Source organism: Micromonospora humi (assembly GCF_900090105.1).
Classification (GTDB): Bacteria; Actinomycetota; Actinomycetes; order Mycobacteriales; family Micromonosporaceae; genus Micromonospora; species Micromonospora humi.
Map to the genome: position 1 here is coordinate 1 of NZ_FMDM01000016.1, position 13,902 is coordinate 13,902.

General features: G+C 72.9%; 13 protein-coding genes. 3 read left to right on the forward strand and 10 right to left on the reverse strand.

The features are described from left to right. The 3 genes from GA0070213_RS25630 to lysS all read right to left on the reverse strand — a co-directional run. On the reverse strand, window positions 1-1,469 hold a 1,469-nt coding region (locus GA0070213_RS25630), incomplete at its 3' end, for a Clp protease N-terminal domain-containing protein (RefSeq protein ID WP_139128723.1). Window positions 1,470-1,977: 508 nt separating this feature from the next. Beyond that, on the reverse strand, window positions 1,978-2,328 hold the full coding sequence (locus GA0070213_RS25635) for a histone-like nucleoid-structuring protein Lsr2 (RefSeq protein WP_091070408.1): 351 nt from the start codon (window positions 2,326-2,328) through the stop codon (window positions 1,978-1,980). Between the two features lie 114 nt (window positions 2,329-2,442). After that, window positions 2,443-3,951: a lysine--tRNA ligase gene (lysS, locus tag GA0070213_RS25640; RefSeq protein ID WP_091070103.1), complete on the reverse strand. Its 1,509-nt coding sequence runs from the start codon at window positions 3,949-3,951 to the stop codon at window positions 2,443-2,445. A gap of 93 nt (window positions 3,952-4,044) precedes the next feature. Here lysS and GA0070213_RS25645 point away from each other — a divergent pair, with 93 nt between their 5' ends. Further along, the gene (locus GA0070213_RS25645) at window positions 4,045-4,785 is read left to right on the forward strand and encodes a class I SAM-dependent methyltransferase (protein ID WP_091070106.1); all 741 of its coding nucleotides are present in this window, start codon (window positions 4,045-4,047) and stop codon (window positions 4,783-4,785) included. 2 nt (window positions 4,786-4,787) lie between these two features. On the opposite strand, the gene GA0070213_RS25650 is transcribed toward GA0070213_RS25645, so the two are convergent. The 7 genes from GA0070213_RS25650 to GA0070213_RS25680 form a co-directional block, all read right to left on the reverse strand. Continuing rightward, window positions 4,788-5,546: a type III pantothenate kinase gene (locus tag GA0070213_RS25650; protein WP_091070108.1), complete on the reverse strand. Its 759-nt coding sequence runs from the start codon at window positions 5,544-5,546 to the stop codon at window positions 4,788-4,790. Between the two features lie 17 nt (window positions 5,547-5,563). Next, entirely contained in the window at window positions 5,564-6,460 is an 897-nt protein-coding gene (gene nadC, locus GA0070213_RS25655) for a carboxylating nicotinate-nucleotide diphosphorylase (RefSeq protein WP_091070111.1), read from the reverse strand. Next, window positions 6,457-8,145 carry an L-aspartate oxidase gene (locus GA0070213_RS25660; protein ID WP_091070113.1) on the reverse strand — a complete coding sequence of 563 codons (1,689 nt, stop codon included), beginning with the start codon at window positions 8,143-8,145 and terminating at the stop codon, window positions 6,457-6,459. The genes nadC and GA0070213_RS25660 overlap by 4 nt, the downstream gene beginning before the upstream one ends. A 61-nt stretch (window positions 8,146-8,206) precedes the next feature. Next, window positions 8,207-9,100, reverse strand: coding sequence for a septum formation family protein (locus GA0070213_RS25665; protein WP_091070116.1), 894 nt, complete (start codon window positions 9,098-9,100; stop codon window positions 8,207-8,209). Window positions 9,101-9,190: 90 nt separating this feature from the next. Next, window positions 9,191-9,619, reverse strand: coding sequence for an aspartate 1-decarboxylase (gene panD / locus GA0070213_RS25670; RefSeq protein ID WP_091070118.1), 429 nt, complete (start codon window positions 9,617-9,619; stop codon window positions 9,191-9,193). A gap of 35 nt (window positions 9,620-9,654) precedes the next feature. Further along, complete coding sequence (gene panC, locus GA0070213_RS25675) at window positions 9,655-10,503, reverse strand: pantoate--beta-alanine ligase (RefSeq protein ID WP_091070120.1); 849 nt, start codon at window positions 10,501-10,503, stop codon at window positions 9,655-9,657. Then, entirely contained in the window at window positions 10,497-11,432 is a 936-nt protein-coding gene (locus GA0070213_RS25680; protein WP_091070123.1) for a Rossmann-like and DUF2520 domain-containing protein, read from the reverse strand. The genes panC and GA0070213_RS25680 overlap by 7 nt, the downstream gene beginning before the upstream one ends. 186 nt (window positions 11,433-11,618) lie before the next feature. Between GA0070213_RS25680 and GA0070213_RS25685 the strand changes: the two genes are divergently transcribed. Continuing rightward, complete coding sequence (locus GA0070213_RS25685) at window positions 11,619-12,698, forward strand: SAM-dependent methyltransferase (RefSeq protein ID WP_091070126.1); 1,080 nt, start codon at window positions 11,619-11,621, stop codon at window positions 12,696-12,698. Beyond that, window positions 12,695-13,864, forward strand: coding sequence for an NADH-quinone oxidoreductase subunit D (locus GA0070213_RS25690; RefSeq protein WP_175441494.1), 1,170 nt, complete (start codon window positions 12,695-12,697; stop codon window positions 13,862-13,864). The genes GA0070213_RS25685 and GA0070213_RS25690 overlap by 4 nt, the downstream gene beginning before the upstream one ends. Window positions 13,865-13,902: the final 38 nt, after the last annotated feature.

The window sequence follows — 13,902 nt, forward strand, 5'->3', positions numbered from 1 at the left end:
CCGGTCCAGTTACCGAGCACCTCGGCGATCTGCTCGTCGTCGACCTCACTGACGACGTCCAGATCCCCGGCCTTCCACTCCTTCTCCCGCTGCGCCTTCTGACCCAGCAGCTGCTTCTCCTTGTCACGCAACTGCGCCGCCCGCTCGAAGTCCTGCGCGTCGATCGCCGACTCCTTGTCCCGACGCACCTGCGCGATGCGCTCGTCGAAGTCCCGCAGGTCCGGCGGCGCCGTCATCCGACGGATCCGCATCCGCGCACCCGCCTCGTCGATCAGATCGATCGCCTTGTCCGGCAGGAAGCGATCCGAGATGTAACGGTCGGCCAGAGTCGCGGCAGCAACGAGCGCACCGTCGGTGATCGAGACCCGGTGGTGCGCCTCGTAGCGGTCCCGCAGGCCCTTGAGAATCTGAATCGTCATGTCGAGGCTCGGCTCCTCGACGCGTACCGGCTGGAACCGCCGTTCCAGGGCCGCGTCCTTCTCGACGTATTTCCGGTATTCATCGCTCGTGGTGGCGCCGATGGTCTGCAGCTCGCCACGGGCCAGCATCGGCTTGAGGATGCTCGCCGCGTCGATCGCGCCCTCCGCCGCCCCCGCACCCACCAGGGTGTGGATCTCGTCGATGAACAGGATGATGTCGCCCCGGGTGCGGATCTCCTTGAGCACCTTCTTCAGACGCTCCTCGAAGTCACCGCGGTAGCGGGAGCCGGCGACCAGGGCACCGAGGTCGAGCGTGTAGAGCTGCTTGTCCTTCAGCGTCTCCGGCACCTCACCCTTGATGATCTTCTGGGACAGCCCCTCCACCACCGCGGTCTTACCCACGCCGGGCTCACCGATCAACACCGGGTTGTTCTTCGTACGGCGGGACAGCACCTGCATGACCCGCTCGATCTCCTTCTCGCGCCCGATGACCGGGTCGAGCTTGCCCTCGCGGGCGGCCTGGGTCAGGTTCCGGCCGAACTGGTCCAGCACCAGGCTGGTCGACGGCGCGGCCTCACCCGGCGCGGCGCCCGCGGCGGCCGGCTCCTTGCCCTGGTAGCCCGACAGCAACTGGATCACCTGCTGGCGGACCCGGTTGAGGTCGGCGCCGAGCTTGACCAGCACCTGGGCGGCCACGCCCTCGCCCTCGCGGATCAGGCCGAGCAGGATGTGCTCGGTGCCGATGTAGTTGTGGCCGAGCTGCAACGCCTCGCGCAGCGACAGCTCCAGCACCTTCTTCGCCCGCGGCGTGAACGGGATGTGCCCACTCGGCGCCTGCTGGCCCTGGCCGATGATCTCCTCGACCTGCTGACGCACACCCTCCAGGGAGATGCCGAGGCTCTCCAGGGCCTTCGCCGCCACGCCCTCGCCCTCGTGGATCAGGCCCAGCAGGATGTGCTCCGTGCCGATGTAGTTGTGGTTGAGCATCCGGGCCTCTTCTTGGGCCAGGACGACAACCCGTCGCGCTCGGTCGGTGAACCGCTCGAACATGCCCTCGTGCTCCTCACATGCCGTGCGCCTTGATGGTCAGATCTCGGCGGGGCCGGTGCGCGAACGTCCGGGACGGACGTCCGTGCCTCCTTACTCTATCGCCGCGGACCGTCTCCGCTGAGGTCGTGTGACCCCCTGGATGACCGTTCCGACGTCGTTTCTGCCAACCGTCCACGCTCAGGAGGTGTTCCGGGACCCCCGCCTGTACGCGCAGAGCGAAATTCGACCGCCGGTGGAAGGCCCGGTCGAGGGGCTCCGAGCGGGGGTTCAGGCACCCACCGCGCTTGTCCACAGCCTGTGGACGGAGTCTCCACCGCCTGTGGACAACTCCACCGGGCACCGCTTTCTTCCCTGCCGGGAGACCTGACCGCCCGGCCGGGGTGGGACCGGACATCGGGCCCGCACGGGCGGAAACCAGCGCTCGGTGACAACGCGGGCGGGAAACGACGGACGCCGGCCCGGAGTCGTCCTCCGGACCGGCGTCGGATCGCCCGTCGCCTACTCGGGGTCAGTGCCCCGCCTTCGCGTGGTACTCGTCCACGATCTCCTGCGGGATCCGGCCCCGGTCGGAGATGTCCTTGCCGGCCTTCTTGGCCCACTCGCGGATGGCCCGGTTCTGCTCGCGGTCGGCGGTCGCCCCGCCCCGGCCGCGCGCGGCCCGGCCGCCCACCACCACTCCACCGCGACCGACCTTCGTGCCGTGCGCGATGTACTGCGCGAATTCGCCGCGCAATTTCTCAGCGTTGGAGGCCGACAGGTCGATCTCGTACTGCACGCCGTCGAGCGCGAACTTGACAGTCTCGTCAGCGTCCCCGCCGTCCAGGTCATCGACCAGCTTGTGAATGATCTGCTTGGCCACGTCCCACATTCCTTTCGAGCAGGGTTGTGCTCCTGCAATACAAGAGCACAATAACCTGCCCGATGCTCGCCCCGTCAATAGGATGGCGTAACGAGGCGGCCAAGCTTTGCCCGCCTACTCGGGGCGGACCAACGGGAAGAGGATGGTTTCCCGAATTCCCAGGCCGGTCAACGCCATCAGGAGCCGGTCGATTCCCATTCCCATACCACCGGCGGGCGGCATTCCATACTCCATCGCCCGGAGAAAGTCCTCGTCGAGACGCATCGCCTCGTCGTCGCCACGCGCCGCGAGCTGCGCCTGAGCCACCAGCCGCTCGCGCTGCACGACCGGGTCGACCAGCTCGGAGTACGCCGTGCCCAGCTCGAATCCCAGCACGTAGAGGTCCCACTTCTCGGCCAGCCCCGGCTCGCTCCGGTGCGCCCGGGTCAACGGGCTGGTCTCCTCCGGGTAGTCGCGGACGAACGTGGGCGCCTGCAACGACGGCACCACCAGCTCCTCGAACAACTCCTCGGCCAGCTTGCCCGGCCCCCACTTCGGGTCCACCGAGAGGCCGACCTTGTCCGCGTACTCGACCAGGCGTGACCTTTCGGTGCGGACGGTGACCTCCTCACCGAGCGCTTCGGAAAGAACACCGAACAGCGTCACCGAGCGCCACTCGCCGCCCAGGTCGAACTCCCGGCCGTCGGCATGCGTCACCGTCGTCGAGCCGGCGACCGCGATGGCGGCCTGCTGCACGAGATTTCGGGTCAGCTCGGCCATCGTGTCGTAGTCGCCGTACGCCTCGTAGGTCTCCAGCATCGCGAACTCCGGCGAGTGCGAGGAGTCGATGCCCTCATTACGGAAGTTGCGGTTGATCTCGAAGACCCGATCGACGCCGCCCACGACCGCGCGCTTGAGAAACAGTTCCGGCGCGATTCGCAGATACAGATCGGTGTCCAGCGCATTGCTGTGGGTCACGAATGGGCGGGCCGTCGCACCGCCGTGCAGCAACTGCAGCATCGGCGTCTCGACCTCGATGAAGTCCCGCCCGTGCAGGGTGTCGCGCAGGCTGCGGACCGCCGCGGCCCGGGTGCGGACCATCTGCCGGGCCTGCGGGCGGACCACCAGGTCCACGTAGCGCTGGCGGACCCGGGACTCCTCGCTCAGCGGCTTGTGCGCCACCGGCAGCGGGCGCAGCGCCTTGGCGGTGACCGTCCACTCGTCGGCCAGCACCGACAGCTCGCCCCGCCGGCTGGTGATCACCTCGCCGGTCACGCCGACGTGGTCACCGAGGTCGACCAGGCGCTTCCAGTCGGCCAGCCGCTCCGGCCCGACCCGGTCCAGCGAGAGCATCGCCTGGAGTTCGGTGCCGTCGCCGTCGCGCAGGGTCGCGAAGCAGAGCTTCCCGGTGTTGCGGATGAAGATCACCCGACCGGTGACCGCGGCCCGGTCGCCGGTCGCGGTGTCGGTCGGCAGATCGGCGTAGCGCTCGCGGAGCTTCGCGAGCGTGCTGGTCCGCGGGAAACCGACCGGGTACGGCTCGACGCCCTCGGCGAGCATTCGGTCCCGCTTCTCCCGGCGGACCTTCATCTGCTCGGGAAGGTCGTCGGCGGGGTCGGTGGGCAGGGCGTTCTGCTCGGTCACGGCACGCTTCCTCAGGCCTGGGGAACATCGGCGGGGTCAGCCCATGAGCGTACTCAAGCGTCGTGCCGGCCGTTACGGGATAACCTGCCCGCCATGACCGACCCCACTGCGGCGCTCTCGTTCGGCGCCGCCGCCGCCGAGTACGACCGGTTCCGGCCCCGCTATCCCGAGGCGGCGCTGCGCTGGGCGCTGGACGGGCTGCCCGCCCCGGCCCGGGTGGTGGACCTCGGCGCCGGCACCGGCATCCTCACCCGCGGCCTGACCGCGCTCGGGCACCACGTCGTACCCGTCGAGCCGGATCCGGGGATGCGGGCGCAACTGGCCGCCGCCACCCCGGGCACGACGGCGCTGGCCGGCAGCGCCGAGTCGGTGCCGCTGCCGGACGGGGACGCGGACGCGGTGCTGGCGGGCCAGGCCTACCACTGGTTCGACCGGGAGCGGGCCCACGCGGAGGTGGCCCGGGTGCTGCGCCCCGGCGGGACGTTCGCGCCGGTGTGGAACGTCCGCGACGAGCGGGTCGGCTGGGTGGCGGAGCTGACCCGGATCGCCCACCTCGACCACAAGGCCGGTGACGTGGTCGACAGGTACGCCGACTTCGGTCCCGCCTTCATCCCGGTCCAGGTGGGCGAATTCGACCACGCCACCACGCTCACGCCGGGCGAGTTGGTGGCGATGCTGCACACCCGCTCCTACTGGCTGACCGCCACCCCGGCCGAGCGGGCGCGGGTCGACGGTGGGCTGGCCGACCTGTTCGCCACCCACCCGGAGCTGGCCGGCCGGGACACCGTGGAGCTGCCGTACCGCACGATCGTGCTGCGCGCGCGGCGGTACTGACATCAGGTGTTGCGGTCGTAGACCATCCGCAGGCCGATCAGGGTGATCATCGGCTCGTGGTGGGTGATGGTGCGGCACTCCCCCAGCACCAGCGAGGCCAGGCCGCCGGTGGCGATGACCGCCTTCACCTCGCCCAACTCGTCGGACATCCGCTCGACGATCCGGTCCACCTGCCCGGCGAAGCCGAAGTAGAGGCCGGACTGGAGGCACTCGACGGTGTTCTTGCCGATCACCGAGCGCGGCCGGGTGGCCTCCACCTTGCGCAACTGCGCGGCGCGGGCGGCCAGCGCGTCGAACGAGATCTCGATGCCGGGCGCGAACGCCCCGCCGAGGAACTCGCCCCGGTCGCTGATCACGTCGAAGTTGGTGGTGGTGCCGAAGTCCACCACGATCGACGGCCCGCCGTAGAGCGTGTACGCGGCCAGCGTGTTCACCACCCGGTCCGCGCCCACCTCCTTCGGGTTGTCGATGGCGAGCTGCACCCCGGTGCGGACGCCCGGCTCGACGATCACGCTCGGCAGGTCGGCGTAGTAGCGGGACAGCATGGTGCGCAGCGAGCGCAACGCGGCCGGCACGGTCGAGCAGGCCGCCACCCCGGTGATCTCCACGGCGTCACCGGCCAGCAGCCCCCGGAACATCAGGCCCAGCTCGTCCGCGGTGGAACGGGCGTCGGTCTTGATCCGCCAGGAGTGCACCAGCTTGTCGCCGTCGAAGGTCGCCAGCACGGTGTTGGTGTTTCCGATGTCGATGCAGAGCAGCACAGCGGCAGCCTAGACGGTTACTTCTGGCGCAGGTCGAGGGCGATGTCGAGGATCGGCGAGGAGTGGGTGAGCGCGCCGACGGAGAGAAAGTCGACGCCGGTGGCCCCGTACTCGGCCGCCACCGGCAGGGTCAGCCCACCCGTCGCCTCCAGCTCCGCCCGGTCACCCACCACGGCCACCACCTCGCGCAGCTGCGCCGGGGTCATGTTGTCCAGCAGCAGGAAGTCCGCCCCGGCCTCGACCGCCTCCACCGCCTCGGCCGGCGTGTCCACCTCGACCTGCACCGGCACGTCCGGGAACGCCTCCCGGACCCGCTGGAACGCCGGCGCGATCCCGCCGGCCGCCACCTTGTGGTTGTCTTTGATCATGGCGACGTCGTGCAGGCCCATCCGCTTGTTGGTGCCACCGCCGGCCCGGACCGCGTACTTCTCCAGCGCGCGCAGCCCCGGCGTGGTCTTGCGGGTGTCCAGCACCATCGCCTTCGTGCCGGCCAGCGCGTCGGCCCAGGCCCGGGTGTGGGTCGCCACCCCGGACATCCGGGAGAGCAGGTTGAGCGCCGTCCGCTCGGCGGTGAGCAGCAGCCGGGTCGGCCCGGTCACCGTGGCCAGCACGTCGCCGCGGGCCACCCGCCGACCGTCGTGGGCCGCCAGCGACACCGCGACCGTACGCCCGGCGCCGGTCACCTCACCCACCAGCTCGAACACGGCGGCGGCCACCGGCAGCCCGGCGACCACGCCGTCCTCGCGCGCCACCAGGTCGGCGGTGTCCCGCTGATCCTCCGGGACGGTCGCCACGCTCGTGACGTCGAGGAAGTCCGGGCCCAGGTCCTCGGCCAGCGCGTCGACCACGACCTGCCGGACCCGGTCCGGATCCAGGCCGGCGTCCCGCAGCGCCCGCACCGTCGACTCGATCATGAATTGCGCTCCCAACTTTCCGACAGCAGCCCGTCCGGGCCCACCTCGGCCACCAGGTGCCCCCGCCACCGGTCGTCGGCCGAGGGGAAGTCCTCCCGCCAGTGGCAGCCGCGCGTCTCCGCGCGGGCGTACGCGGCGGCGACGAGCGTCGACGCCACGGTGAGCAGGTTCGTCGCCTCCCAGTCGGCGGTACGCGGCACACCCCGCCCCTCGCCCAGGGCGGTCAGCGCCCCCGCGGTGGCGGTCAGCGTCTCCGCCGAGCGGAGCACGCCCGCCCCCCGGGTCATCGCCCGTTGCAGCTCCGGCGTGCCCGCCGCCGGCACCAGCCGGCCCTCGCCGCCCACCCAGGCGCCGGTCTCCGCCGGCCGGAACTGCTCGGGCAGCCCGGCGGCGATGTCCTCGGCGATCCGGCGGGAGAAGACCAGCCCCTCCAGCAGCGAGTTGCTGGCCAGCCGGTTCGCGCCGTGCACGCCGGTGCAGGCCACCTCGCCGCAGGCGTACAGCCCGGGAATCGAGGTGCGGCCGTGCAGGTCGGTGCGGACACCACCGGAGGCGTAGTGCGCGGCCGGCGCGACCGGGATCAGGTCGGTCGCCGGGTCCACGCCGACGGCCAGACAGGACGCCACGATGGTGGGGAACCGCCGGGCCAGGAAGTCGCCGCCCAGGTGCCGCGCGTCCAGGAAGACGTGATCCGCCCCGGTGGCGAGGAGGACCCGGTGGATGCCCTTGGCCACCACGTCCCGGGGCGCCAGCTCGGCCAGCTCGTGCTGGCCCACCATGAACCGCTTGCCGTCACCGTCGACCAGGTGGGCGCCCTCGCCCCGCAGCGCCTCCGAGACCAGCGGCTGCTGCGCCAGGCCGGCGCCCGACCCACCGGCCGGCACGATCAACGCGGTCGGGTGGAACTGGACGAACTCCAGGTCGGTGACGGCGGCGCCGGCACGCAGCGCCAGGGCCACCCCGTCGCCGGTGGAGACCGACGGGTTGGTGGTGGCCGCGAACACCTGCCCCATCCCACCCGTGGCCAGCACCACCGCGCGGCCGAGGATCGCGCCGACGCCGTCCTCGCTGCCCTCACCGAGCACGTGCAGGGTGATCCCGCAGGCCGGGCCGAGCCCACCCGGACCGTCACCCGGCGCGCGCAACAGGTCCAGCACCAGGGCGTGCTCGACGAGCCGGATCCAGGGGTCGCGGCGCACCGCCGCGTGCAACGCCCGCTGCACCTCCGCGCCGGTGGCGTCGCCGCCGGCGTGCACGATCCGGTCGGCCCGGTGCCCGCCCTCCCGGCCGAGCATCAGCGAGCCGTCCGGGTTGCGGTCGAACTCCGCCCCGATCCGCATCAGCTCGCGCAGCCGGACCGGGCCCTCCTCGACCAGCACCCGGACCGCCGCCGGGTCGCAGAGGCCGACGCCGGCCACCTCGGTGTCGTACGCGTGCGCGTCCGAGCTGTCCGCCGGGTCGAGCACCGCGGCGATGCCGCCCTGCGCCCAGCGGGTGGAGCCCTCGTCCATGTCCACCTTGGTGACGACCGTGACGTGCAGGCCGGCCTCGCGCAGGTGCAGCGCGGCGGTCAGCCCGGCGACCCCGGACCCGACGACGATCACGTCGGTGGTCTCCACCCAGCCGGGCGCGGGCGCGGCGAGCAGCCGGGGCAGCGCGGGCAGGTCGACGGTGGGTAGGTCCATGGGCACAGTCAACCCGAAGCGTCCTCGTCCCGGGCGACGGGGGCGGGACGAGTGGTTTCGGCTACCTCGTCCGGACCGGCAGGCGGGCCGGGCCGGCGGCCTTCAGCGACCCGGTCACGGTGCGGTTGCTGAGCCACAGGTAGCAGCGGACACCGCGGTCGCCGACCCCCCAGCGGCCGGCGCCGGGCGGCCGGACCACCACGTCGCTCCGGTAGCGCAGGGACCCGTCGGCGGGCACCCCGGCGAAGCGCGCGACGGCGTCGAAGCAGCCGGCGTAGAGCGGCGCCCAGTCCGCCGGCTTCTTCGGGTACGGGCGGTCCGGCGCCACCCAGACGCCGGCGAACTCGGCGTCGTGCGCCACCGCGCAGTCGACGGGCGTGAGCCTCTGCACCCGGCCGCGGTCCTGCCCGGTGCGCTGACAGCCCAGGCGCAGCGGGGACGGCGGCTTGAGCGCGTCGCGCAGGCTGCCCGTCCGGGTCACCACGACGGCCGCCACCTCGACGGTGTTCAGCTCGGTCAGGTCGCACCGGTACCAGCGGGAGCCGGCCGTCCACCCGGTGCCGGTGGGCACCGCCACGGCCAGCCGGAGCCGCCCGGCGCGCCAGTCGTCGCCCACGTAGCCCCGGGCTCGGGTGTCGCACTCGGTGAACGCGCCACGCATCTCCGGTGAGCCGAGCGCCGGCGGGGCGGCCCGGTCGACGGTGAACGCGCCGACGTGCACCGTCTCCACCCGGTGCGGCAGGTCGCAGCCGACCGGCGCGTACGCCGGCAGGCCCACGGCCGGGGTGAAGTCGGCGACCTGGCAGACACCGGCCACCGGGGTGAACGGACCGGCCGGCGGCATGGCCGCCCAGTCGTCGCCGAGGTCGCCGTCCAGCCCGCCCGTCGAGGCGCACCCGGCCACCAGCACGCCGGCGACCACGGCGGCGACGAGGCTTCGCATCGCACGGCCCATCGCGCCTCCCCCAGCCCGACGACCGTCGATTCCGACGGTGCGACCAGGGTAGCCGAAAATGACCTTCCGGTAACAGACCGCGTCGGTGGATCAGGTCAGGGCGGCGGCGAGGGGGTTCGGGGTGGGATCGCCGGCGGTGCCGGGGGCGGCGGTGCTCGGGTCGGCGGTCAGGTCGACGATGCGGTTGTCGGCGTCGACGTGCACCACGCGGGGCTGCCAGGCGCGCGCCTCGGCGTCGTCCATCTGCCCGTACGAGATGAGGATGACCAGGTCACCGGGGTGGACCAGGTGCGCGGCGGCACCGTTGATGCCGATCACGCCGCTGCCCCGCCGGCCCGGGATCACGTACGTCTCCAGCCGGGCGCCGTTGGTGATGTCCACGATCGCGACCTGCTCGCCGGGGAGCAGGTCCGCCGCGTCGAGCAGATCCTCGTCCACGGTCACCGAGCCGACGTAGTGCAGGTCGGCCTGGGTCACCGTGGCCCGGTGGATCTTCGACTTGAGCATGGTCCGGAGCATCGGGGTGCCTTTCCGCGGTTGGTTCGTGGTGGGGTTCAGGGACGCGGCGCGAGGTGGATCGCCGTGTTGTCGATCAGGCGGGTGGCGCCGACCCAGGCGGCGATCAGCAGCCGGGCCGCGCCGGCGACCGGCCCGGGCTCCAGATCGGTGTCGGTGAGCACCAGGTAGTCGAGGCGGGCGTCCGACGTACCCGGGTCGAACGCCCGGTGCGCGGCGGCCAGCACCGCCCCCGCGTCGTCGCCCCGCTCGGCCGCCGCGACACCGGCCCGCAGCGCGGCGGAGAGGCTCAGCGCGGCCCGCCGCTCCTCGGCGGACAGGTACCGGTTGCGGCTGGACAGCGCCAGCCCGTCCGGCTCGCGGACGGTCGGCACGCCGACGATCTCGGTCGGCACGTCCAGGTCGCGGACCATCCGGCGGACCAGGGTGAGCTGCTGGTAGTCCTTCTCGCCGAAGAAGGCGAGATCCGGGCGGGTGAGCTGGAGCAGCTTCATGACCACGGTGAGCACACCGTGGAAGAAGCCGGGACGGCTCAGGCCCTCCAGGTCCTCGCCGAGCGGACCCGGGTTCAGCCGCACCGTCGGCTGCCCCTGCGGGTACATCTCGTTCACCGGGGGCGCGAAGACCAGGTCCACCCCGGCCCGGCGGCAGATCTCCAGGTCGGCGTCGAGCGTGCGCGGGTAGCGGTCGAAGTCCTCGTTCGGGCCGAACTGGAGCGGGTTCACGAAGACGGTCACCAGCACGTGGTCGGCCCGCTCCCGGGCGGCCCGCAACAGCGTCTCGTGCCCGGCGTGCAGCGCCCCCATGGTCATCACCACCCCGACCGTGCCGGTCAGTCCGTCCCGGGCCGCCGCCAGCTCCTTGCGCGTGTGCACGACGTTCACCACGAGGAGGCCACCTCCATGCCGTCCAGCACCGCCAGCAGCGGCGTCGCGTCCGCCGGGCGCAGCCGGCCCGCCGCGACGGCACGGTCCGCCGTCCGTCGGGCCAACGCCAGGTAGGCGGGTACGGATTCCGGTGCGGTCGCGGCCAGCCGGTCCAGGTGCCGGCGTACGGTGCCCGCGTCGCCTCGGGAGACCGGGCCGGTCAGCGCGTCGTCGCCGAGCGCCAGGGCGTTCTCCAGGGCGGCCCGCAGCAGCGGGGCGAGCACCTTCTCCGGCCGGTCCACGCCGGCGTCGCGCAGCCGGTCGGCCGCGTCGTTGACCAGGGTCACCAGGTGGTTGGCGCCGTGTGCGAGGGCAGCGTGGTAGAGCGGCCGGTCGGCCTCGCCCACCCACTCCGGCACCCCGCCCAGGTCGGCCACCAGCCGGGCCGCGAGCGGGCGCAGCTCGGCCGGGGCGGTCACCCCGTAGGAGCTGCCGGCCAGGCGGGACAGGTCGTCCGGCGTACCGGTGAAGGTCATCGCCGGGTGCAGCGCGAGCGGCAGCGCGCCGGCCGCGGCGGCCGGGGTCAGCACGGCCAGCCCGTGCGCGCCGGAGGTGTGCGCCACCACCTGCCCGGGACGCAGCGCGCCGGTCGCGGCCAGCTCGGCGACCACACCGGCCAGGGCGTCGTCTCCGACCGCGACGATCAGCAGGTCGGTGGCGGCGCGCGCCACGGCGGACGCGGAGCGGTGCGGGGTCTGCGGCAGCAGCAGCGCCAGCCGGGCCCGCGAGGCGCCGGACGAACCGGACGCGGCGACCACCCGGTGACCGGCGGCGGCGAGGGCCGCGCCGAGCACGGCGCCGACCCGGCCGGCGCCGAGCACGCCGACGGTGAGGGTACGGGGGAAGGCGAGCGGGGCGCGGAGGGCCCGCGGGCGCAGCGGTGCGCTCATGGCAGCGATCCAGTCCTCGAAGGGGGTACCGGTCGATGGCAAGTATGCGCCCGGGTGACAGACCGGAAACAAGAAGGTGTGAAAACCTTCACCGATCGCCCGAAGCGCCCGCACCGGTGGCGCGCAGGGGCAGCTTAGGGTCGGCACGTGACCTCCGGTAACCCCTGTCTGCGCTGGCGCGACGCGATGGAGCGGGCGCTCTACGGGCCGGGCGGCTTCTTCGTCGCCGGCACCGGCCCGGCCGCGCACTTCCGCACCAGCGTGCACGCCTCACCGGCCTTCGCCGCCGCCCTGGCCCGGCAGCTCACCGCCCTGGACGAGGCGCTGGGCCGCCCGGCCCGGCTGGACGTGGTGGACGTGGGCGCCGGCCGGGGCGAGCTGCTCCGCGCGCTGCTGACGCACGCCGCTCCGGAGCTGGCCGCCCGGATCCACCCGGTCGCCGTGGAACGCGCCGCCCGCCCGGACGACCTGCCACCGGAGATCGACTGGCGCCCCGAGATCCCGGAGGGGATCACCGGCCTGCTGCTCGCCACCGAGTGGCTGGACAACGTCCCGCTGGACGTCGCCACCCACACCCCCGACGGCTGGCGCCACCTCCTGGTCGCCCCCGCCACCGGCGAGGAGACGCTCGGCCCCGCCCTCTCCCCCACCGACACCGCCTGGCTGACCACGTGGTGGCCCCACCCGCCCCACCCGGCCCCGGTGATCAACGACTTCGCGTCGGGCGCGGCCCCGGAGGACGACGCGAACTCCTTGATCGACGACGGGGGGCACGGGTGGGGCGGCCAAGGAGACAGTCGGTGGGGGCGGGTGGAGATCGGGCGGGCCCGGGACGAGGCGTGGGCCGAAGCGGTGTCGCGGATCGAGCGGGGGGTCGCGCTGGCCGTCGACTACGGGCATCTGCGGGACACCCGGCCGGTGGACGGGACGCTGAGCGGGTACCGGAACGGGCGACAGGTGCCGCCGGTCCCGGACGGGTCGTGCGACGTGACCGCGCACGTCGCCATGGACTCGGTCGCCTCCGCCGGTGAGCGGGTCACGCGGTGCGCGTACACCCTGGTGTCGCAGCGGGAGGCGTTGCGGGCGCTCGGGGCAGACGGCGGGCGACCGCCGCTGAGCCAGGCCGCCCGGGACCCGGCCGGCTACCTGCGGGCGCTGGCCGCCGCGTCGGCGGCGGCCGAGCTGACCGACCCGGCCGGCCTCGGCGGGCACTGGTGGCTGTGGCAGCCGGTCGGCGTCACCCTCGACCCGCTCGTGGCACGATGACGGGCATGACCACGGACGCCGGTGACCTCCGCGAGCTGACCGTCGGCACCGGGGCCGGCGGTGAGCAGCTCGGCACCGACATGGTGCTCAACATCGGGCCGCAGCACCCGTCCACGCACGGCGTGCTCCGGCTGCGCCTGGTGCTCGACGGGGAGCGGGTGGTCGCCGCCGAGCCGATCGTCGGCTACATGCACCGGGGCGCGGAGAAGCTCTTCGAGGTCCGCGACTACCGGCAGATCATCGTGCTGGCCAACCGGCACGACTGGCTGTCCGCGTTCTCCAACGAGCTGGGCGTGGTGCTCGCGGTCGAACGGCTGATGGGCATGGAGGTGCCGGAGCGCGCCACCTGGCTGCGGATGGCGCTGGCCGAGCTGAACCGGGTGCTCAACCACCTGATGTTCCTCGGCTCCTACCCGCTGGAGATCGGCGCGATCACGCCGATGTTCTACGCGTTCCGGGAACGGGAGACCATCCAGGCGGTGATGGAGGAGGTCTCCGGCGGCCGGATCCACTACATGTTCAACCGGGTCGGCGGTCTGAAGGAGGAGGTGCCGGCCGGCTGGACCGGCCGCGCCCGCGCCGCCATCGGCGAGGTACGCCGGCGCATGCCCGACCTGGACAACCTGATCCGGCGCAACGAGATCTTCCTGGCCCGCACCGTCGGCGTCGGTGTGCTCTCCGCCGCCGACGCCGCCGCGTTCGGCGCGTCCGGGCCGGTCGGCCGGGCCTCCGGGCTCGACCTCGACCTGCGCCGGGACGAGCCCTACCTGGCCTACGACCAGCTCGACGTGCCGGTGGTGACGAAGACCGCCGGGGACTGCCACGCCCGGTTCGAGGTGCTGCTCGACCAGGTGTACGCCTCACTCGACCTCGCCGAGCAGTGCCTGGACCGGGTGGACCGGATCGCCGGACCGGTGAACACCCGACTGCCCAAGGTCGTCAAGGCGCCCGAGGGGCACACCTACGCCTGGACCGAGAACCCGCTCGGCATCAACGGCTACTACCTGGTCTCCCGGGGCGAGAAGACGCCGTGGCGGCTCAAGCTGCGCACCGCCTCGTACGCGAACGTGCAGGCACTGTCGACGCTGCTGCCCGGGTGCCTGGTACCGGACCTGATCGCCATCCTCGGCTCGATGTTCTTCGTGGTCGGCGACATCGACAAGTGACGTCCACCGCGGCGTCGGTCCCGTTCGCAGGTCGCGCG